This is a genomic window from Leifsonia sp. YAF41, from assembly GCF_052113185.1.
Taxonomy (GTDB): Bacteria; Actinomycetota; Actinomycetes; order Actinomycetales; family Microbacteriaceae; genus Cryobacterium.
In genome coordinates this window covers 15865-35280 of sequence record NZ_JBFRCS010000010.1, presented here as the reverse complement: position 1 = coordinate 35280, position 19416 = coordinate 15865, and the positions used below count along the sequence as shown (strand labels likewise).

Genomic DNA, 19416 nt, shown 5'->3' with positions numbered 1-19416 from the left:
TATGCAGCCAGGTACACCGGCGGATTCCCGTCCCAGATCGCTTGCCGAACTTCGCGCCGTCACCCAGCCGCCCGAGGTGCGGATGCGTGCGAACGCCGAGCACTGGACGGCCTCGCTCTACCTGCGTGACCTCTCGCCCTATCTCACCTGGATGCTGCTGAAGACGCGCATCTCGGCGAACGGCGTGACCGGGCTGATGATCCTCGTCGGCTGGTCCACAGCCGCCGCCTTGCTCATCCCCGGGATCTGGGGTGCGGTACTGGCCTTGGTGCTCGGCCAGCTGCAGATGCTGGTCGACTGCTGCGACGGCGAAGTTGCCCGGTGGCGCAAGACCTCCTCGCCGGCCGGCGTGTTTCTCGACAAGGTCGGTCACTACACGACGGAGGCGTTGATCCCGATCGCCTTCGGCATCCGGGTCGCCGCCTACCCGTTCGAAGCGCCGGCCGATTTTCTCTGGACGACGCTCGGGCTCCTGCTCGCGCTACTGATCGTGCTGAACAAGGCACTCAACGACATGGTGCATGTGGCCAGAGCCAACGCCGGCCTGGTCAAGCTTGCCGACACCCACGGCGAGAAGGCACCGACCTCAAGCCTGCTCGCGCGGGCCCGCCGCTTCGCGCGTTTCGTGCCGTTCCACCGCCTCTACCACTCGGTCGAACTCACCATGGTGATCTTTGCTTCGGCGGTTGTCGGCCTGATCTTCGGGGAACCCCTCGTCGACCGGATCGTGCTCATCGTGCTCGTTCCGCTCGCCTTCCTGGCGCTCATCGGGCATTTCATTGCAATCATGGCGTCCAAGCGTGTCCGCTCCTAGCCTCGGCGGCCCGGCCTCCGCAGGTCAGGCACTGCCGACGGTCGGCGTCGTCGTGCTCACCCAAGGCACCCGTCCCGACGACCTCGAGCGGGGCATCCGCAGCATTCTTGCCCAGCAGGATGTCGAGCTCGACATCGTCTGCGTCGGTAACGGCTGGGAACCGACCGGGCTTCCCGACGGCGTGGCCGCGCTTGCGCTGCCGGAGAACCTCGGCATCCCGGCCGGACGCAATCGCGGAGTCGCGAAGGTCACCGGGGAGTACCTCTTCTTTCTCGATGACGACGCCAGCATTCCCGACCCGCATTTCTTGCGTGACGCGATCGTCACGCTCACGAGCGACCTCTCGATCGGATTGCTGCAGCCGCGCGTCGTCGATCCGACCGGCATCACCTCGCCGCGCCGGTGGATTCCCCGCATTCGCAAGGGTGAGGCCACGCACTCCAGCCCCGTCTTCTCGGTCTGGGAAGGCGCGGTCATCCTGCCCCGCGCGGTGTTCGACGCGACGGGCGGCTGGGCCGAGCCGTTCTTCTACGCGCACGAGGGGATCGAGCTGGCCTGGCGGGTCTGGGACCAGGGGCTGCGCGCCTGGTACGCCGGCGATCTCGAAGCGAACCACCCGGTGATTCAGCCCACGCGACACGCCGACTACTACCGCCTCAACGCGCGCAACCGAGTCTGGTTGGCCCGCCGCAATCTGCCCGCCCTGTTCGTTCCGCTCTACGTCGGCTCGTGGACCGGGATCCAGATTCTGCGCTGGGCCCGCAACCGGTCGGCACTGTCGGCCTGGTTCGGCGGATGGCGGGAGGGCTGGCGGGAAGATCCCGGAATGCGAAAGCCGATGTCGGCCCGCACCATCTGGCGGATGACCCTGGCCGGTCGGCCGCCGATCGTCTAACGATTCACTACCAGTGCCCGTGCGGGGGACATTTCGCGAAGGCGAACGAGCTGAAATCTGTAGGCTTGACGAGTGGGTATTCAAAGAGACGTCAGACTGGCAATCAAACTGGTCAAAGACGTCTCCGCGTCGCGCAAAGCGAAGGGGATCCTGACCAGCCGGCTCGCTGCGCAGGCTCCTCTTCCGGCACATCACTTCAAGATCGCCGTCTATTTCGCCGATGGCCCGGTCAACCTTTATCAGATGCGCCAGTGGTACAAGCCGCTCGCCAAGCTCGCTGAGACCTGGCCGGTCGTGATTTTGAGTCGCACCGGCGGGGGCACGCTGAAACTGATCGCCGAATCGCCGGTCCCCGTTGCGTTCGTGCGCAAGGTCACCGACCTTGAACAGGTTCTTGCCGACCAAGACATCCGCATCGTGTTCTACGTCAACCAGAACGCCAAGAATTTTCAGATGATGCGCTACGGGCGCCGCTGGCACGTTTTCATCAACCACGGTGAGAGCGACAAGATGTACATGACTACCAATCAGTTCAAGGCATACGACTATGCCTTTGTCGCTGGCGAGGCGGCGCTCAGCCGCCTCGACAAGGTGCTCTGGGACTACGACTTCGACAAGCGAGCACTGAAAATCGGCCGCCCACAGGCCGATTACTACAGCGGCGTGTTGCCGTACACGCCCGACGACCGCGAGGTCGTGCTCTATGCGCCGACCTGGGAGGGGGACCGGGCCGCGGCGGCTTACGGCTCCATTGCCACGCACGGTGTCGCGCTGGTGACTGCTCTGCTGAAGACCGGCCGCCACCGCGTCATCTATCGACCGCACCCACGCAGCGGCGTCGTCGACCACGAGTATGGCGTAGCGAACAAGCGCATCATCCAGGCGATCGCGGCGGCGAACGCGCGGGACTCCACGGCTCAGCACATTTACGACACCGGGGCAGATCTCGGGTGGCAGCTCTCGGCAGCGGATGTCGCAATCGTCGACATCTCAGCGATGGTCTACGACCGTCTCGCCGCCGGAAAGCCACTGATGATCACCCGGCCGGTGAACCCTGAGGCGCAGATCGACACCGGGGGATACCTGTCCGACTGCGAATGGCTGCTCGCCGGCGACGCGTCGAACGTCGTCGATGCGCTGGAAAAACTCACCCACGATGAGACGGCAGAGGCCAGACTCGCGATGTGGGTCGAACGCTACTTCGGCGATCCGACGCCGGGCGCTGCAACAGCGCGGTTCCATGATGCCGTGCAACACCTGATGGGCGAGTGGGATCGCTTCGCTGCGATTCACGCGGCCGACGGTGTGATCGACGAGCTCGAGCAGGAACCAGACGGCGAACCCGTCTAGCCGCACAGTCGGTCAGGCGGATTCAGCGGGATCCTGTGGCGCGGGTGCGCCGCGCGGTCCCCGGCGTAGCGTGGGCGGCACCATCCGTGGCAGCACGGCTCGAGCTCCGCTGCTGATCCGCACGATGCGCAGGGTCGCGGCGTTCCGCACGGTGACGGTGCGTACGAGTGGTTCGAGTTCGGGCCGGAAATAGGGCGGAACCTGCCCGAACGCGAGTCGGGAGGAATGCAGCACTCGTTTGCCCAGAATGTGATTGCCGGCGCCGCCGATGACCGCACCGACGCCGAACGGCACTGCCTTGCCGATGAAGCTCGCGCTGCCGCGCGCGGCGAACTGGCGAATGAACGAGCTCTTCAGCTTGTCGGTCAAGGGGCCCATGATCGCCCGGGGGATGCTGGTGGCCACGAGCTCGCCCCAGTAGGCATTGAGACCGATGCCCCGGCCCGTCGCTTGTCCGGCCAGTTGCCGCACCAGGTCTGATCCTTCGCGGCCGAGCATCATCGTCATCACCAGTGCGCGGGCCCGGTCGGGGTCCTCCACCGCGATACCGTGCACCTCACTCACCGATTGGGCGAAGAGGGCGGTGGCCTCAAGAAAACCGGCGGTCTCTACACCGGACAGGATCAGGGTGACGCCGGTGCCGACGCCGGGAATGATCGCGCTCGCGCCGACAGCCGCGCCACCGGTGGTGACGGCGGCGAGGTAGCGACGCTCAAGGATGCGGAGGAGTTGCGCGGGACTCGCCTCGGGGTTGCGGCGCCGGATGCTGCGGATGTGCGCGAGCACCACGGGCCGGTGAATCGCCATCACCCGGTCAATGCCCGTGACGACGCGCGGGGGCAGCTGCCCGCCCTGCGGGGTGCCGCCGGTCGGGGAGACGATCGGCTTCGGTTTCCTGGCCATGGTTCGAGCTTAGATGCTCGGCGAACCTCCTGCCTGGGACTGTGGGGCGTCGACGTGAGTCCATCACAGTGAACGTCTGGGGTATCGCACCGCGAGTACCGAAGCTAGCCTTGTGCCGTCGGAGCAGTCAGACGAATCGCGTTCAGGCGGAGGATCAGATGACAACGGATGGCCGGACACGGACGATCGTGCGGGAAGGGCCGTGGGGCTTCTTCTTCCTCTTGGCGTATATCGGGGCCGCGATCTATTTCATTTCGATTTCGGACGGATCCTTCTGGGCCGTTGTCCTCGGTTTGCTTCAAGCCGTGGTCTGGCCGGTCTATGTGATGTACCACGTACTGCTGCTGATCGGCGCCTGAACGGGACACTACCGGTGAAGTTGGAGCGACGGATGATTCACGCCAGAGGACTTGCCCGAACATTCGATACCCGCCGCGGTCGAGAACGCATCTCGGTGACGGCGGTCGCCGGCGTTGACCTCGACGTCGAAGAAGGCGAGATCGTGGGTTTTCTCGGCCCCAATGGCGCCGGAAAGACAACAACGCTGCGCATGCTCAACACTCTGTTGAAACCCACGGCCGGAACCGCGACGGTGGCCGGTTTTGATGTGGCCCGCGACCCGGTCGCGGTGCGTCGCAGCATCGGCTACGTCTCGCAGAGTGGGTCGACCGGAAGCGAGGCGCGGGCCGGCGAAGAGATCGTCGACCATGGTCTCCTCTACGGGATCCCGCGTGACCAGGCGACCGAACGAGGCAAGGAGCTGTTCGAGCAGCTCGATCTGGGTGGTATGTGGACACGGCAACCCAAAACCTTGTCGGGCGGTCAGCGCCGACGTCTCGACATCGCGATGGGTCTCGTGCACGATCCGAAACTGATCTTTCTCGACGAGCCGACTACCGGGCTCGACCCGCAGGCACGCGCGAATCTGTGGGAACACATCTCGGCCCTCCGGACCCAGCAGGGGAGCACGATCTTTCTGACGACCCACTATCTCGATGAGGCCGATGCACTGTGCGACCGGGTGCTGGTGATCGATCGCGGGGTCATCGTGGCCAGTGACACGCCGGATGCGCTCAAGCGCCAGATCTCGGGCGATCTGATCGAATTGGTGCTCAGCAACCCGGCCCATGCGGTTGTCGCCGCCGAGCGGCTTGGTCGAGTTGTCGGCGACGCGGTCGTCACCAGCGAGGGCAACATCGTCAGTCGACGTGTTCCGAGCGCCGGAGCCGAACTACCCGGACTGCTGCGTGAGCTGGATGCGGCCGGCGTTGCGTTGGAATCCATCGAAGTGCGTCGCCCGACCCTCGACGACGTCTTCCTCACCGTGACCGGGCGCTCCCTGCGCGAAGACGCCTGAACGGAGCCCGCCATGCTCTTCGCCACCGAAACCGGGATCATCTTTCGCCGTCAGATGCGTCTCAACCTACGAAATCCGGCCTGGGTGATCATCGGGCTCGCCCAACCAGTGCTCTACCTCGCACTCTTCGGGCCGCTGCTGACCCCGCTCGCGCAACAGATCGGCGTCGCGAACGCGTACACATTCTTCGTGCCCGGCCTGCTCGTGCAATTGGGACTGTTCGGAGCACTGTTCGCTGGGTTCGGCCTCATCGCCGAGTGGCGTGAGGGAGTGATCGAAGCTGAGCGCGTGACCCCGGCGAGCCGCACTGCGTTGCTCCTCGGTCGAGTGCTGCGCGACGTCGTGCTTCTGTTCGTGCAGGGCGTCGTGCTGATCGCCCTCGCCTTCCTGTTCGGTCTGACCGGGTCGACCGCTGGAATGGTGCTCGGCTTGGCGCTCACGATGCTGCTCGGCGGAGCCTGCTCGGCGGCGTCGAATGCGTTGGCTCTCACCACCAAGAGTGAGGACGTGCTCGCGCCCATTCTGAATAGCATCGCGCTTCCGGTGCTGCTGCTCTCGGGCATCCTGTTGCCGATCAGCACCGAGACCGGTGCTCCGCAGTGGCTGGTAACGCTGAGCGACTTCATGCCGACCAAGTACATCGTGAATGCGATCCGCGAACTGTTCACGGGGGAGTTCTGGAACATCACCGTGTTCTGGGGAGTCTTCTGGACCCTCGTACTTTTCGCGGCAGGACTCTTTGTTGGAACCCGTACATTCCGCAAAGAGAATGCTTGATCGCAACCAGTCGTCACAGCAACCGGTCGTCAGATCAGCCCGCAGGGTCAGCGCGCTGTGACTCCATATTCCAGGTTGTAGCGCGCGAGGACGTCGTCGATCGGGCCGTCGAGCACGAGGGCGCCCTTGTCGAGGTACAACCCGCGCTTGCAGAATCGGCGCAGGTCGCGTTCGTTGTGGGAAACGATGAACAGGGTGCGCCCGCCGGCCAGGAGTTCTTCAATGCGGCGGTAGCACTTCTCGCGAAATGCCTTGTCGCCGACAGCCAACACTTCGTCGACGAGGATGATCGGCTCCTCGAGCCGGGAGATCACGGCGAAGGCGATACGCACCTTCATACCGCTCGAGAGGTGCTTGTAGGGCGTGTCGATGAAGTCGCGGATCTCCGCGAACTCGATGATCTCGTCGAAACGGTCGGCAATCTGCTTGCGGGTCATCCCGTGCAGACCGGCGGTCAGATAGACGTTGTCGCGCACGCTGAGGTCATCGACGAAGCCGCCGGTGATCTCGATCAGGGGTGCGACTCCCTCCTTCACCTTGACGCTTCCCTCATCGGGGAGAACGACGCCGGTGACGAGCTTGAGCAACGTCGACTTGCCCTGGCCGTTTCGACCGACGACACCGATCGCTTCGCCCGGTTGCACGCTGAAGGAGACTCCGCGCAAAGCCCAGAACTCGCCGGGACGGCTGCGACGTTTGCGGCTCGCGAAGAGATCTTTGAACGTGCGACGACTGCGTCGATTGCGGCGGAACCGGATGCCGACATCCGTCAGATCGATGACAGGCGAGGTCACTAGATCTCCTTCAGAACGGCACGCTCGGTGCGTGTGAAGACAAAGACTCCAAGCGCCAGCAATGCGACGGAGACTGCGGCGCCGACGCCGACGGTGAACCAATCGAGCTGTTCGGGGAAGAACGCAGAACGGTAGAGGCTGAAAATGCCGCTGAGCGGGTTGAACGCTGCCCAGAAGTGCAGCTCCGGTGGCAAATCGGAGGTGGCGTAGATGATGGGGGAGGCGTAGAACAGAAACCGCAGCACCAGCTTCACCGCGCGCTCAAGGTCCCGGAAGAACACGACGAGCGGGGCGACGATCAAGCCGACTCCGGCCGTCAGAATGGCCTGGATGATGATGGCAAGCGGAAAGAAGATCGCGTTGATAGAGAGCGGCGTCTGATAGATCAACGCGAAAAGGGCAAGCACCGGCAGCGAGGCCAGAAACTCGATGCCCTTCGAGAGCACGAGGCGGTTGACCCAGATGGTGCGCGGGATGCGGGTCGAACGGATGAGTTTCGCGTCACGCAGGAAGGCGCGAGTGGAGTCTGAAACGGCCCCGTTGAACCACATCCAGGGGAGGAGCGCAGTAAGCAGGAAGATGATGTACGGATCTTCACCGACTGGCCGCTTAAAAACCTGCGTGAAGACGAACCAGTAGATCCCCGCCATCACCAGCGGGTCGAGAATCGACCAGAAATACCCGAGCAGCGACGTTGAGTACCGCACGCGCAGGTCGCGCTGGGTCAGCAGCCACAGTGAATGGCGGTACCGCGCGAACGGTGTGCGCTGCTCGGGGCGCACGTCGGCGTAGGTGGTCACACCGTCAATCGTAGAGCGCGCTTCGAAGGTCGACGTGCAACCTAGACGAAGAGGTTGGCGCGTTCGAGGTCTTCGGCGAAGTCGACCTCGACGGCGTAGAGGTCGGAGATGTCGACCGGCTCGACGAGAAGACGGTTCTTCTCGATCGCGAGTTCGATGCCACGCTCGAAGTAGTCCTGGTCGCCGACCTTCGCGAGGTGGTGAAGCAGGATCGCCTTGTCGGCGCTCGAGATGTAGTTGATGCCAACGGCCTCGCCGAGTCCGCCCTTGACGGTCTTGGAGAGCTCCTTGATGTAGCCCTCTGCGCTGGTCGTGTACTTGACTTCTTCGTCAGAGACCTTCGAGGTGTTCACCGTCACGAACGACTGGTCGCGAGCCATCATTGCTGCGGCGCGGTCGAGGATGGTCGGGTCGAAGACAACGTCGCCGTTCATCCAGAGCACGCCGCCGGGGCCCGACGCCTGCAAGGCGCGCATCAGACTCTTCGACGTGTTGGTCTGGTCGTACTGCTCGTTGTACACGAAGGATGCCTGGGGGAACGCTTCGATGATGTGCTCGAGCTTGTAGCCGACAACGATGGTGACCTTGGCGTTGTTGCCGAAGGCGTGAGCAATGTTGTCGAACTGCTGGCCCATGATCGTGCGGCCGTCGCTAAGTTCAGTGAGCGGCTTCGGCAGGGAACGGCCGAGTCGGCTTCCCATGCCTGCTGCAAGAATGACTACCTGGGTGGTCACGATTATCTCCTCAAGAAAGGTGTGGGTGATCAACGCAGAGGCTTCAATTTCTGAAGATTTCGCTCCGGGTTCACCCAAAAGTTCAGATCAAGACACACCGTTATGCCTCCGCCAGACTATCCGCACTGCCTGAACACGCATAGTGAAAGGCCTTGACGTGTCCAATTCGTGACACTCCATGGAGGATTTTCACAGGTTACGCGGGATCGAGGCTGGGCGCCAACGGGCGTCGTCGGGGCTTGGTAGGTTTGCTTGGTGACTTCTTTGCCCCCTACTCCTGAGCCTGACAAGCCGACGAGTGGCGAGCGTGCCTCTGGCACCGCGCCAGGAGGAGGGAGTGCCGCGGCGAAACCTGCCGCGAAGAAGCCTGCAGCGAAACGGCCTCCCGTGAAGCGGCCAACATCAACACCGCCTGCTGCCGCGACGATTTCCGGTGCGGACTCCGGTGTTTCCGAGCCCGCTGCGCCGCGTGCCGCGACAAAGCCGGCCGCGACAAAGCCTTCCGCGACAAAGTCGACGGCCGGTACGCCTGCTGCGGCGAAGCCAGCCGGAGCGAAACCAGCGGCGGCGAGACCAGCAGCAAGGAAGCCGGCTGCGGCGAAGAAACCGGCAGACACGTCGGCCGCCCCTGTATCGCCGACGGCGGCACCCGCGGCGAAATCGCCGGCGGCTCGGAAGCCTGCGGCAGCGAGGAAGCCCCCTGCGACCCGTTCCACTTCCGCGAAATCTCCCACGGTGACGACCGCATCGACTCCCGCCGCCACTCCCGCGACGACGACGCCGGAGCTTGTCACCCCGGTCGGTCGCACTCTTCCCGAGTCGCACCCGCCCGCCGCTGACGGCGCCTCCGCCACCTCGGCCGCGACGAGCGGTGCCGTCGCGACGCCTCCATCGCCCGCTCCCAAGACCGCGGCGCGCTCGCGCACCGCCACCCCCCAGCGCGAAACAGCCGCGCGCACGACCGCACGCCCCGCTGCCCCGTCCACTTCGACATCCACAGGAGCATCCGCCGAGGCATCGGCGCCTGCTCCTGTCGTGCTCGCCGTCGACGGCCTCGTCAAGCGATTCGGCCAGATGACCGCCGTCTCTGGAGTCAACCTGGAGGTGCGTGCGGGGTCGTTTTACGGAATTGTCGGCCCGAACGGCGCCGGCAAGACCACGACGCTGTCAATGGTGACCGGACTCCTCCGTCCGGATGCCGGGTCGATCCGGGTTCATGGCATTGACGTGTGGTCGCAGCCGATCGAGGCGAAGCGCGTGATCGGCGTGCTCCCCGACCGGCTGAGACTCTTCGACCGGTTGACCGGCGCCCAGTTGCTCCACTACTCAGGCGTGCTGCGCGGCCTCGACGGCGACACGGTGCGCACGCGCTCCGCAGACCTCGCTGCCGCGTTCGGCCTCGAAGACGCGTTGAACCGCCTGGTCGCCGACTACTCGGCCGGTATGACGAAGAAGATCGCGTTGGCCTGCGCCATGATTCACTCGCCGCGGGTGCTCGTGCTCGACGAACCGTTCGAATCGGTCGACCCGGTCTCCGCGGTCAACGTGACCGAGATTCTTCAGAAGTACGTGGCGAGCGGTGGAACTGTGCTGCTGTCCAGCCACGGCATGGACATGATCCAGCGCGTCTGCGACCATGTCGCGATCATCGTGCAGGGTCAGGTTCTGGCATCGGGAACCGTCGACGCCGTGCGCGGTAAGAAGTCGCTGGAAGACCGGTTTGTGGAACTTGCCGGCGGGCGCAAGGTTGCGGAAGGCATGGAATGGTTGCACAGCTTCTCGGACTGAAGCTCAGGCTCCTCGCGAACATCTTTCGGCGGAGCCCGTGGCAAGTCGTCGGCGTCATCGTCGGGCTTCTCTACGGGCTCGGCTTGGCCGCGGTGTTGTTTCTCGTTTTGGTCAGCCTGCGGTTCGTCGGCGACGTCGAACTTGTTCGCGACTCGTTGATCGTGATCGGTTCGCTGGTTGTGCTCGGATCGCTGGTGGTCCCGTTGGTGTTCGGAATCGACGACACGATGGATCCGCGGTCGTTCGCGCTCTTCGGCATCCCGAACCGCACCCTGTCCTTCGGGTTGGCGGTCAGTGCGTTGATCGGTGTGCCCGCACTCGCCCTGACGATCATTCTGCTCGGAACCGTGGTGACCTGGTCGTATGGCGTGCTGGAGACCGTCCTGGCGATCATCTCCGCGGCGCTTTTGCTCGGAACCTGTGTTCTGGCGGCACGAGTAAGCACCGCGGTGGGCGCATTCGTGCTCTCAAGCCGACGTTCCCGAGAGTTCATGGGCGTCGCCGGCGTGCTGCTTCTCGTCATCCTGTCGCCCATCGTCGTTCTCCTCGTGTCGATCGACTGGGGCACCTCAGGTGCTCGCCTGGTTAGCGAGTTCGCGGGCATTCTGGGCTGGACCCCGCTCGGGGCGGCGTGGGCGGTTCCCGGCGACGCTGTGACCGAGGAGTGGGGACCCGCGCTTCTGAAGCTGGTCATTGCCGCCGGCACGCTCTGGCTGCTCTGGCGTGCCTGGGCGCACCTGGTCGAACGGATGCTGGTGACCCCCGGTCGCGAAGCCCCGGTTAAGGCCTATGGCGGGCTCGGCTGGTTCGACCGCCTGCCGGATTCCCCGGTCGGTGTCATTGCGGCGCGCAGCTTCACCTACTGGGGCAGGGATTCTCGCTACTGGGTGTCACTGATCATGATTCCGATCGTGCCGATCATCGCGCTCGTTCCGCTGTCGATCGCCACGGTTCCGACGCAATACCTCGCCTTGCTCCCGGTTCCGCTCATGTGTGTGTTCCTCGGGTGGACCATGCACAATGATGTCGCCTACGACAGCACGGCGATCTGGCTCCACGTCGTCTCCGGCACGCGCGGACTCGCCGACCGAATCGGCCGCTTGGCCCCGGCGCTCATCGTGGGCATCCCGTTGATCGGTCTCGGTTCGGCCATCAGCATCGCACTCTTCGGAGACTGGTCGGCACTGCCCTCGATGCTCGGTGTCAGCACCTGCATCCTGCTCACCGGGATCGGTCTCTCGAGCTACACCTCGGCGCGGTTCCCCTATCCGGCGACGAAGCCGGGGGACAGCCCGTTCGCGCAGCCCCAGTCCTCCGACAGCGCGTCGGCGCTCATTCAGGCGTTGACCTTCCTCGGCTCGATCGTTCTTTCGCTGCCGGCGATCATCGCGGCGATTCTCGGAATCATGGGCGACACGTCCTGGCACCGGGTTGCCTTGTTCAGCGGTATCGGCATCGGTCTGGTCGTCGTCGTGCTCGGCGTGTGGCTGGGCTCCCGAACCTTCGATCGTCGTGGTCCGGAGATCCTCTCCTCGGCACTGCGCGCCTGATCTCCGTCGTCCCCTCGCATCGCCCGGTCGCACCGCCCTGGTGTTGCGATGGTTGCTTTCAGGTCTGATCGCTAAACTTGAGACATGACTGAAGACTTCCGCGCAAGCATCGCAGACCCCGGGCAGCCTGGCGGCGGCACGTCTACCCTTGACCGCGAACTCGAAGAGCTGCTGAACCAGGAGCAGATCGAGCCGGGCGACCACGAGCGTTTTTCGCACTACGTTCCGAAGAACAAGATCATGGAATCCGCGTTGACCGGCAAGCCGGTGCGCGCGCTCTGTGGCAAGAAGTGGCTGCCGGGCCGCGACCCGGAGAAGTTTCCGGTGTGCCCGTCGTGCAAGGCGATCTACGAAAAGATGAAGGCCGAGTAGTCGGATCTGATGTCGACAAGCTCAATCATCGGGAGGAGAATTCCTCGGTGGTCGAGCTTGTCGAGACCCTCTCGGGCCGATCCGATGATTGGTGCAGGAGTGTGAGTGTGCACCGTCAATCGCGCCCTAGCGATAGACGGTCGGGATGACCGGCTCGCCACGTCCCAGCCGGAACGCATCGACCGGGAGCTCGCGCATCACCGACGCATGGTGCGCCCGCGCACGGGCGGTGCCGGAGTGGCCGAGATAACGCTCGTCGACCTGGCCATCGGCGATGAGCGGCACCAGTAGCCCGCGTTCGAGACCGTTCGTCGAGATGAACTCTGGCTCGCCGGCCGGACCGTCGCCGAGCAATACGATTTCTTCGCGGGCGGTGCCGGTGGCATCGAGGCGACGCACCGCGTCCTTGCGCCCGCCGACCGAGGCCTTCGCCGCTGACGTTTTGGCGACGGGAATCCACGCCCCCGCGTCGTTCTTGTGGGCGACGAGCTTGTAGACCATGCCGGCAGCTGGTGCGCCCGACCCGGTGACGACCGAGGTACCGACGCCGAACGAGTCGACGGGCGCTCCCGAGAGCGCCGCAATCGAGTACTCATCGAGATCGCTCGTGACGGTGATGCGGGTGTTCACCGCGCCGAGGGCGTCGAGCTGAGCCCGGGCAGCGGCCGCGACGATCGGAAGATCGCCGGAATCGATGCGGATGGCGCCGAGCTGGATGCCCGCCACCTTCACCGCCATGTCGATGCCGCTCTCGATGTCGTACGTGTCCACGAGCAGGGTGGTGTTCGCTCCGAACGCTTCGACCTGAGCGCGGAAAGCGGCCTCTTCGCTGTCATGGAGCAGAGTGAATGAGTGGGCGGCGGTGCCCATCGTGGGAATTCCCCAGGTGCGGCCGGCCTCAAGGTTGCTGGTTGCGGCGAATCCGGCGATGTAGGCGGCGCGGGCCGCTGATACGGCGCCGAATTCGCTCGTGCGGCGGGAACCCATCTCGGCGATCGGCCGGCCGAGGCTGACCGAGACCATGCGGGCCGCCGCACTGGCGACCGACGTGTCGTAGTTGAGCACGCTGAGGATGAGTGTCTCGAGAATCACCGCTTCAGCGAAGGTGCCTTCGACGACGAGGAGCGGCGAGCCCGGAAAATAGGCTTCACCTTCGCGATAGCCCCAGATGCTGCCGTTGAACGAATAGTCGGCGAGCCAGTCCAACGTGGGGGAGCGCACCACCTCGTTGTCGCGCAGCCAAGAGAGCTCGGCGTCGGTGAATCTGAACTGCTGAATCAGCTCGAGAAGGCGGCCGGTGCCGGCGACGATGCCGTAGCGGCGGCCGTCGGGAAGACGTCGGGCGAAGGCCTCGAACATGCACTCCCGGTGTGCCGTGCCGCTTTGAATTGCCGCATCCACCATGGTGAGTTCGTAGCGGTCGGTGCGAAAGGCTGAGGACTCGGTCACGCAAGAAGCCTAGCCTTTCGAGACCGGATGGCTTGCCCGACTAAGCTTGATTCTTGTGACTGACGCGCCAATTGGGATCTTTGACTCAGGGGTCGGCGGGCTGACCGTCGCTCGGGCGATCAAGGATCAGTTGCCGAACGAATCGATCCTCTATATCGGCGACACGGCGCATTCGCCGTACGGTCCGAAGAAGATCGCGGATGTGCGGGGCTACGCCTTGCAGGTTCTGGACGATCTCGTCGCACAAGACGTCAAGATGCTTGTCATCGCCTGCAACACCGCCTCGGCCGCGATGCTCAGGGACGCCAGGGAGCGCTACAGCGTTCCCGTGATCGAGGTGATTCAGCCAGCCGTGCGCCGCGCCGTCGGAACGACCAGGAACAACCGGATCGGCGTCATCGGCACGGCCGGGACCGTGAAGTCGCGCGCCTACGACGATGCGTTCGCCGCGGCCACCCAGATCACCCTGTTCAGCCAGGCCTGCCCGCGCTTTGTGGAGTTCGTCGAGGCCGGCGTCACCACCGGTGACGAGGTGCTCGCCGTGGCCGAGGCCTACTTGGCACCGCTGAAGGAGTCGAACATCGACACCCTGGTGCTCGGCTGCACGCACTACCCCTTTCTGAAGGGCGCAATCTCCTACGTCATGGGAGATTCAGTCTCGCTGGTCTCCAGCGACACCGAGACGGCCAACGACGTCTATCGCGTCCTCGTCGGCCAGGAGCTTCTCCGCACCGCCTCGTCGGCTCCGACCTACCGGTACGAGGCCACGGGGGCCAGCGCCGACGAGTTTCTCGACCTCGCCCACCGACTGATCGGTCCGGAGATTTCCCAGGTCGACCTGATCGAGACCGGTGCCCTGGCACTCGGCGACCTTCCCAATTTTGCTTCCACCACACTGCCCACCCCTCTCAAGGAGAACTCGTGACCGACATTCTGCGTGCCGATGGCCGCACCCCCGACGAGCTGCGCCCCGTCACGATCGAACGCGGCTGGAGCGCCCAGGCCGAGGGATCGGCACTGATCTCCTTCGGCCGCACCAAGGTGCTCTGCACCGCGTCATTCACCAACGGAGTCCCGCGGTGGATGGCCGGAAAGGGCAAGGGCTGGGTGACGGCCGAGTACTCGATGCTTCCGCGCTCGACGAACTCGCGCATGGACCGCGAGTCGGTCAAAGGCCGCATCGGCGGCCGTACGCACGAGATCAGCCGGTTGATCGGTCGCAGCCTGCGCGCCGTCGTCGACATGAAGGCACTGGGCGAGAACACCATCGTCATCGACTGCGATGTCTTGCAGGCCGATGGTGGAACCCGCACCGCTGCGATCACCGGCGCATATGTTGCCCTGGCTGACGCTTTGGAATGGGGCCGGAGCAAGAAGTTCATCGGTCAGAAGGCCCAGCCGCTGATCGACAGCCTGGCTGCCGTCTCCGTCGGCATCATCGACGGGGTACCCATGCTCGATCTGGAATACACCGAGGATTCACGCGCTGAAACCGACATGAACGTGGTCGTCACCGGTCGCGGGCTGTTCGTCGAAGTGCAGGGCACCGCAGAAGGCGCTCCCTTCGACCGCCGCGAACTCGATTCCCTGCTCGACCTCGCCCTGGCCGGTGGAATCACCCTGACCGAGTTCCAGAAGAAGGCGCTGGCGGTCTCGGCATGACCCAGATCGTTCTCGCGACTCACAACCAGCACAAGGTGGAGGAGCTGAGGCGCATTCTCGCCGTCCAGCTGCCGGGCGTCGAGGTGCTCGCCTACGAGGGCCCTGAGCCGGTCGAAAACGGCGCCACCTTCGCCGAGAACGCGCTGATCAAGGCGCGTGCGGCGGCGGCGCACACCGGTCTTCCGGCGATCGCCGACGACTCGGGAATCTGCGTCGACGTGCTCGGCGGATCACCCGGCATTTTCTCTGCGCGCTGGGCCGGACCGGCCAAGCACCCGGTCGAGAACCTGGAGCTGCTGCTCTGGCAGATCAGCGACATGCCCGACGAGCACCGTGCCGCCCACTTCACCTGTGTCGCGGCCGTTGCGCTGCCCGACGGCACCGAATCGCACGTGACCGGCGAGTGGCCGGGACGCATCCTGCACACCCCAGCCGGCGGCGGGGGATTCGGCTACGACCCGATCTTCCAGCCGGATGGGCACGGGGTGTCGGCTGCCGAGTTGCCTCAGCAGGTCAAGGATTCCGAGAGCCACCGCGCCCTCGCCTTCGTCGAATTGGTCCCGGTTCTTGTGTCGCTGCTGGGAAGCTGATTCGAACCTTTTCACGACGGGGCGGCAACTCGAGATTCTCTCGGTTGCCGCCCCATTTTCGTTGCTGAGAACAACACTCATTCCCAACTAGCGCCTGGGCTGGAGATTGGGCGGAACGGCTCGTACGGTTGAATCATGGCCCACGAACATTCACATTCCACGAGCACGAATCGCACGCGCCTGTCTCTGGCGATCGGCATCGTGTCGGTGGTGCTCGTGGTGGAGATCGCCGGGGCCTGGATCTCGGGATCGTTGGCGTTGCTCGCCGATGCCGGCCACATGTTCTCTGACCTCGCCGGTCTCATCATCGCGCTCACCGCGACGGTGGTCGCAGCCCGTCCGGCCACTGACCGGCAGACCTTCGGCTATCAGCGCGCCGAGGTCTTCGGTGCCTTGCTCAACGGCCTGATCTTGCTTGCCGTCGCCGCCTTCGTCGTCGTCGGCGCGATCACCCGGCTGGTCTCTCCGACCGAGCCAGACGTTCACGGCACTCCGATGCTTATCGTGGCGGTGATCGGCCTGGTCGCGAACTGTGTGGCGTTGCTGCTGCTGCGACCGGCGGCGAAGTCCTCGATCAACATGCGCGGCGCCTACCTCGAAGTGCTCGGTGACGCCCTCGGATCCATCGCCGTCATCATCGCGGCCGTCGTCATCCTGACCACCGGTTTCTGGCAGGCTGACGCGATTGCCTCGTTGCTGATCTCGGCGATGATCGTGCCCCGCGCCTACTCACTCCTGCGTGATGTGGTGCGGGTGCTGAGCGAATCGGCGCCGGCCGACACCGATGTCGCCGAGATTCGCGCCCACCTGCTGGGCACAGCGGGTGTGGTCGCGGTGCACGACGTGCACGTCTGGGCAATCACCTCAGGTGCCCACGTCTTCACCGCCCACATCGTCGTGGAATCGAAGGTGCTCGATTCCGGTGGGGCCGGTGCCCTGCTCGACGAGCTCTCCGCGTGTCTGTCACACCATTTCGACGTCGAGCATTCGACATTTCAGCTCGAACCGGCCGAGCATGCGGCCCACGAGGATCACACGCACCTGTGAGCGGAGCGGCTGCGGCGGGCTACGAGCCGGTGAGGCCGTCTATGCCTCGTGCTTGCCGTCGTGGTCGATCTCAAATGCCTCCGGGGGCAAGATGAGCGACTCGGTCGGCGGCTTCGCTTCAGCCTCGGCGCTGGCGCGCTTGGCCTTGGCCGCCGATTGCAGGTAGTGAACGATCGTCGGGATCAACGTGACGACGACCGCGCCGATCAGGATGATGTCGATGTAGTCCTTCACGAAGTTCGCGACCGGCGGGATCAGGTTCAGCATGTAGCCGAAGTAGGTGAGGCCGGCGCCCCAGATCATCGCACCGATGAAGTTGTAGAGCGTGTACTTGCGGTAGTTCATATGCCCGACGCCGGCGGCCACCGGCGCGAAGGTGCGCACGATGGGTACGAAGCGGGCCAGGATGACGGCCAGGCCGCCGAACTTCTTGAAGAACATGTTGGTGCGTTCAACATTCTTGATGCTGAACAGACCTGACTCTTTGCGCTCAAAGACCCGTGGGCCGAACTTGTGGCCGATCAGGTAGCCGACCTCACCACCCAGGAAGGCGGCCAGACCGATGGCCAGGCAGACCCACCAGATGTCGATCATGATCAGGCTGCCGGTCAGGAGGCCGGTGATCACGAGCAGAGTATCGCCGGGAAGCAGGAATCCGACGAGGAGCCCGGTTTCAGCGAAGACGATCGCACACACCACAAGGAGTGCCCACGGTCCGGCAGAGTTCAAGATGACCTCTGGGTCGAGCCACGGAATCAGTGAGGTGTGAATCACGGGGATACTCCAGAATGCGTCGGTCAGATTGGCCAGGCGGCGGGAAAGTTGTGCTGGGTACAGGCTAACGCTAAAGCCTGCTTCTCCTCCCGTGGGTTAGCCCCCTGAACTGTGCTCCGGTTCAGCATCGGCCGCGGCCGCGGCGCGGGTCTCGAGCCGATCTCGCCGCCACGCACGGTAGCCGAAAATGATCGATGCGACGATGAAGAACCCGGCGATGACGTAAGCGGCATTCTTCACGCTGGGAATTGACGCGGCGTAGTACCCGATCAGGGTCATTCCGGTGCCCCAGGCGAGAGCTCCGACAAGGTTGCTGCTGAGGAACTTGTAGTAGTTCATGCGACCGACGCCGGCGATCACCGGAACGAAGACGCGGCCCCAGGGCATGAAGCGGGCGATGACCACCGACCACCAGCCGAATTTTCGGTAGAACGACTCGGTCTTGACGATTGCCGCTTGGGTGCGCCGGCCGCCGCGGCGGTCGAGGTAGCCGCGCCCGTACCGGCGACCGAGCAGAAACCCGACTTGATCGCCGAGAAAGGCTGCGATCCCGGTGCCGATCGCGAGAATGGCGATGTTCACATTCGGGCTGGATGCCGCGACCAGGCCGGCACCGAAGAGCAACGAGTCGCCAGTGACGAACGGGATGAACACGCCAAGGAACAGGGCGGTTCCGGCGAAAACGAGTCCCCAAATCACCAGGTAGAAGAGAATGGCTCCGCTATGCCCGAGAAAGTCGCCCAGCTGATCGTCGAGCGCTGAAGCGTAGAGCACTGTCTAGTCCAGCAGGGCGTCGAAGAGCGAGCCGTTGAACGTGAAGGAGGCATCCACTTCGCGCACCAGCAGGTCGATGTCGTCGGAGCTCAGCGCGAGGGCGTTCATGCCTTCACGGTAGCCACGCTTGTACGTGACGACGCTGTCGATGGATTCGAAACGGTAGAAGCTCAACTGTTCCGGGGTTGCAGCGTAGTGACGCGCGACGAGAGCGGAAATCGCCTGGCCGCCCGAAAGGTCGCCGAGGTAGCGGGTGTAGTGGTGGGCGAGCACACGCACGCCGTCTGCCTCACCGAGTGACTTCAGGTGTTCGGCGTACGCAACAGTCGCGGCGAGCGGCGTGTGAGATTCACGCCAGTCGGCAGCGCCGAGTGCAACAAGGTCGCTTTCGATCGAGGCCATCCGGGCCAGCTTCGGGTCGAACAACGCTGAGAGGCCAGGAACGCTGTCGAGGTTGACGCGCAGTACTGCTTCTTCGAGCACCTCGTAGAGCCAGCCGTACTGGGCCAGGTAGCGGGTGTAGTCCGCGAGTGAGAGCTTGCCGCCCATGAGGTCGGTGATGAACGAACGCTGTTCCGTTCCGCGGTGCTGCTCGCTGGAGCTGGCGCGGATGAAGGCCGCAAGATCGAAGTCGGCCTCGGTCAGTGTCGAAGTCATGGTCGCCCGTTCTCGATAGAAAGTTTGGTAAGGCGATCCTAACCTATGGAACTGGGAGGTGGCCAGCAGCGCGCTGCGGCCCGGCTCGATGGCGGCTGAATGCGGTGCGGGCTCTGCGCGCAGAGGCGGCTGAACACAGAAGGCCCGAGCGCATTGAGATGCGATCGGGCCAGACGCGCTGTGCGGGAGAGGGGACTTGAACCCCCACGCTCGAAAGCACAGGAACCTAAATCCTGCGTGTCTGCCAATTTCACCACTCCCGCGAGTGCCGTACTAGTGTACTGGGCCTGCAGCCCCTGCCCGGTTCGTCCGTGCCGGGGGAAACGGTT

At 64.4% G+C, this 19416-nt stretch carries 21 protein-coding genes and 1 tRNA gene; 13 read left to right on the top strand and 9 right to left on the bottom strand.

The window, feature by feature from the left end; all coding sequences use genetic code 11:
• Position 1 precedes the first annotated feature (1 nt).
• The 3 genes from AB4Y63_RS13110 to AB4Y63_RS13100 all read left to right on the top strand — a co-directional run bounded on the left by AB4Y63_RS13110 (position 2) and on the right by AB4Y63_RS13100 (position 3059).
• On the top strand, positions 2 to 814 hold the full coding sequence (locus AB4Y63_RS13110) for a CDP-alcohol phosphatidyltransferase family protein (protein WP_441791501.1): 813 nt from the start codon (positions 2 to 4) through the stop codon (positions 812 to 814).
• Entirely contained in the window at positions 801 to 1709 is a 909-nt protein-coding gene (locus AB4Y63_RS13105; protein ID WP_441791500.1) for a glycosyltransferase family 2 protein, read from the top strand. Before AB4Y63_RS13110 ends, AB4Y63_RS13105 begins: the two co-directional genes overlap by 14 nt.
• 72 nt (positions 1710 to 1781) lie before the next feature.
• Positions 1782 to 3059, top strand: a complete 1278-nt coding sequence (locus tag AB4Y63_RS13100; protein WP_441791499.1) for a CDP-glycerol glycerophosphotransferase family protein — start codon at positions 1782 to 1784, stop codon at positions 3057 to 3059.
• Positions 3060 to 3071: 12 nt separating this feature from the next.
• On the opposite strand, the gene AB4Y63_RS13095 is transcribed toward AB4Y63_RS13100, so the two are convergent.
• Positions 3072 to 3962: a hypothetical protein gene (locus tag AB4Y63_RS13095; RefSeq protein WP_441791498.1), complete on the bottom strand. Its 891-nt coding sequence runs from the start codon at positions 3960 to 3962 to the stop codon at positions 3072 to 3074.
• A 158-nt stretch (positions 3963 to 4120) separates the two neighbouring features.
• Here AB4Y63_RS13095 and AB4Y63_RS13090 point away from each other — a divergent pair, with 158 nt between their 5' ends.
• The 3 genes from AB4Y63_RS13090 to AB4Y63_RS13080 are packed head-to-tail and all read left to right on the top strand — an operon-like array spanning position 4121 to position 6096.
• Positions 4121 to 4321 (top strand): hypothetical protein, encoded by a 201-nt coding sequence (locus AB4Y63_RS13090; protein ID WP_441791497.1) that lies wholly within the window; start codon positions 4121 to 4123, stop codon positions 4319 to 4321.
• A gap of 32 nt (positions 4322 to 4353) precedes the next feature.
• Entirely contained in the window at positions 4354 to 5319 is a 966-nt protein-coding gene (locus AB4Y63_RS13085) for an ATP-binding cassette domain-containing protein (RefSeq protein WP_441791496.1), read from the top strand.
• Positions 5320 to 5331: 12 nt separating this feature from the next.
• Positions 5332 to 6096, top strand: a complete 765-nt coding sequence (locus AB4Y63_RS13080; RefSeq protein WP_441791495.1) for an ABC transporter permease — start codon at positions 5332 to 5334, stop codon at positions 6094 to 6096.
• Positions 6097 to 6143: 47 nt separating this feature from the next.
• Here the strand turns inward: AB4Y63_RS13080 and AB4Y63_RS13075 are convergent, their stop codons facing one another.
• From AB4Y63_RS13075 to AB4Y63_RS13065, 3 genes are read right to left on the bottom strand one after another with little or no spacing between them, the layout of a single operon-like run.
• A complete protein-coding gene (locus tag AB4Y63_RS13075) occupies positions 6144 to 6890 on the bottom strand; it encodes an ABC transporter ATP-binding protein (protein WP_441791494.1) in 747 nt (248 codons plus the stop codon).
• A complete protein-coding gene (locus tag AB4Y63_RS13070) occupies positions 6890 to 7690 on the bottom strand; it encodes an ABC transporter permease (protein WP_441791493.1) in 801 nt (266 codons plus the stop codon). Before AB4Y63_RS13070 ends, AB4Y63_RS13075 begins: the two co-directional genes overlap by 1 nt.
• A 41-nt stretch (positions 7691 to 7731) precedes the next feature.
• Positions 7732 to 8424: an NTP transferase domain-containing protein gene (locus AB4Y63_RS13065; protein ID WP_441791492.1), complete on the bottom strand. Its 693-nt coding sequence runs from the start codon at positions 8422 to 8424 to the stop codon at positions 7732 to 7734.
• A 735-nt stretch (positions 8425 to 9159) separates the two neighbouring features.
• On the opposite strand from AB4Y63_RS13065, the gene AB4Y63_RS13060 reads away from it, so the two are divergent.
• The 3 genes from AB4Y63_RS13060 to AB4Y63_RS13050 all read left to right on the top strand — a co-directional run bounded on the left by AB4Y63_RS13060 (position 9160) and on the right by AB4Y63_RS13050 (position 12134).
• Entirely contained in the window at positions 9160 to 10212 is a 1053-nt protein-coding gene (locus tag AB4Y63_RS13060; protein WP_441791491.1) for an ABC transporter ATP-binding protein, read from the top strand.
• Positions 10188 to 11762 carry a hypothetical protein gene (locus tag AB4Y63_RS13055; RefSeq protein WP_441791490.1) on the top strand — a complete coding sequence of 525 codons (1575 nt, stop codon included), beginning with the start codon at positions 10188 to 10190 and terminating at the stop codon, positions 11760 to 11762. The genes AB4Y63_RS13060 and AB4Y63_RS13055 overlap by 25 nt, the downstream gene beginning before the upstream one ends.
• Positions 11763 to 11846: 84 nt before the next feature.
• Positions 11847 to 12134 carry a DUF3039 domain-containing protein gene (locus AB4Y63_RS13050; protein WP_441791489.1) on the top strand — a complete coding sequence of 96 codons (288 nt, stop codon included), beginning with the start codon at positions 11847 to 11849 and terminating at the stop codon, positions 12132 to 12134.
• A 126-nt stretch (positions 12135 to 12260) separates the two neighbouring features.
• Here the strand turns inward: AB4Y63_RS13050 and AB4Y63_RS13045 are convergent, their stop codons facing one another.
• Positions 12261 to 13583: a nicotinate phosphoribosyltransferase gene (locus AB4Y63_RS13045; RefSeq protein WP_441791488.1), complete on the bottom strand. Its 1323-nt coding sequence runs from the start codon at positions 13581 to 13583 to the stop codon at positions 12261 to 12263.
• Positions 13584 to 13638: 55 nt separating this feature from the next.
• Here AB4Y63_RS13045 and murI point away from each other — a divergent pair, with 55 nt between their 5' ends.
• The 4 genes from murI (at position 13639) to AB4Y63_RS13025 (ending at position 16882) form a co-directional block, all read left to right on the top strand.
• Positions 13639 to 14508 (top strand): glutamate racemase, encoded by an 870-nt coding sequence (gene murI / locus AB4Y63_RS13040; protein ID WP_441791487.1) that lies wholly within the window; start codon positions 13639 to 13641, stop codon positions 14506 to 14508.
• Positions 14505 to 15245 (top strand): ribonuclease PH, encoded by a 741-nt coding sequence (gene rph, locus AB4Y63_RS13035; protein ID WP_441791486.1) that lies wholly within the window; start codon positions 14505 to 14507, stop codon positions 15243 to 15245. The genes murI and rph overlap by 4 nt, the downstream gene beginning before the upstream one ends.
• Positions 15242 to 15835: an RdgB/HAM1 family non-canonical purine NTP pyrophosphatase gene (gene rdgB / locus AB4Y63_RS13030; RefSeq protein ID WP_441791485.1), complete on the top strand. Its 594-nt coding sequence runs from the start codon at positions 15242 to 15244 to the stop codon at positions 15833 to 15835. The genes rph and rdgB overlap by 4 nt, the downstream gene beginning before the upstream one ends.
• A 135-nt stretch (positions 15836 to 15970) precedes the next feature.
• A complete protein-coding gene (locus AB4Y63_RS13025) occupies positions 15971 to 16882 on the top strand; it encodes a cation diffusion facilitator family transporter (protein WP_441791484.1) in 912 nt (303 codons plus the stop codon).
• Between the two features lie 39 nt (positions 16883 to 16921).
• Here the strand turns inward: AB4Y63_RS13025 and AB4Y63_RS13020 are convergent, their stop codons facing one another.
• From AB4Y63_RS13020 to AB4Y63_RS13005, 4 genes are all read right to left on the bottom strand, one after another.
• Positions 16922 to 17653: a DedA family protein gene (locus tag AB4Y63_RS13020; protein WP_441791607.1), complete on the bottom strand. Its 732-nt coding sequence runs from the start codon at positions 17651 to 17653 to the stop codon at positions 16922 to 16924.
• 99 nt (positions 17654 to 17752) lie between these two features.
• Positions 17753 to 18430, bottom strand: a complete 678-nt coding sequence (locus AB4Y63_RS13015) for a DedA family protein (protein WP_441791483.1) — start codon at positions 18428 to 18430, stop codon at positions 17753 to 17755.
• Positions 18431 to 18433: 3 nt separating this feature from the next.
• The gene (locus AB4Y63_RS13010) at positions 18434 to 19087 is read right to left on the bottom strand and encodes a heme oxygenase (biliverdin-producing) (RefSeq protein ID WP_441791482.1); all 654 of its coding nucleotides are present in this window, start codon (positions 19085 to 19087) and stop codon (positions 18434 to 18436) included.
• 181 nt (positions 19088 to 19268) lie between these two features.
• Positions 19269 to 19350, bottom strand: a tRNA-Leu gene (locus tag AB4Y63_RS13005).
• Between the last annotated feature and the right edge of the window lie 66 nt (positions 19351 to 19416).

Bases quoted from the DNA above. Each gene is read 5' to 3' on its own strand.
- AB4Y63_RS13090 (WP_441791497.1), top strand. From the start codon at position 4,121: ATGACAACGGATGGCCGGACACGGACGATCGTGCGGGAAGGGCCGTGG.
- AB4Y63_RS13055 (WP_441791490.1), top strand. From the start codon at position 10,188: ATGGTTGCACAGCTTCTCGGACTGAAGCTCAGGCTCCTCGCGAACATC.
- AB4Y63_RS13010 (WP_441791482.1), bottom strand. From the start codon at position 19,087: ATGACTTCGACACTGACCGAGGCCGACTTCGATCTTGCGGCCTTCATC.
- rdgB (WP_441791485.1), top strand. From the start codon at position 15,242: ATGACCCAGATCGTTCTCGCGACTCACAACCAGCACAAGGTGGAGGAG.
- AB4Y63_RS13085 (WP_441791496.1), top strand. From the start codon at position 4,354: ATGATTCACGCCAGAGGACTTGCCCGAACATTCGATACCCGCCGCGGT.
- AB4Y63_RS13050 (WP_441791489.1), top strand. From the start codon at position 11,847: ATGACTGAAGACTTCCGCGCAAGCATCGCAGACCCCGGGCAGCCTGGC.
- AB4Y63_RS13095 (WP_441791498.1), bottom strand. From the start codon at position 3,962: ATGGCCAGGAAACCGAAGCCGATCGTCTCCCCGACCGGCGGCACCCCG.
- AB4Y63_RS13080 (WP_441791495.1), top strand. From the start codon at position 5,332: ATGCTCTTCGCCACCGAAACCGGGATCATCTTTCGCCGTCAGATGCGT.
- AB4Y63_RS13025 (WP_441791484.1), top strand. From the start codon at position 15,971: ATGGCCCACGAACATTCACATTCCACGAGCACGAATCGCACGCGCCTG.
- AB4Y63_RS13110 (WP_441791501.1), top strand. From the start codon at position 2: ATGCAGCCAGGTACACCGGCGGATTCCCGTCCCAGATCGCTTGCCGAA.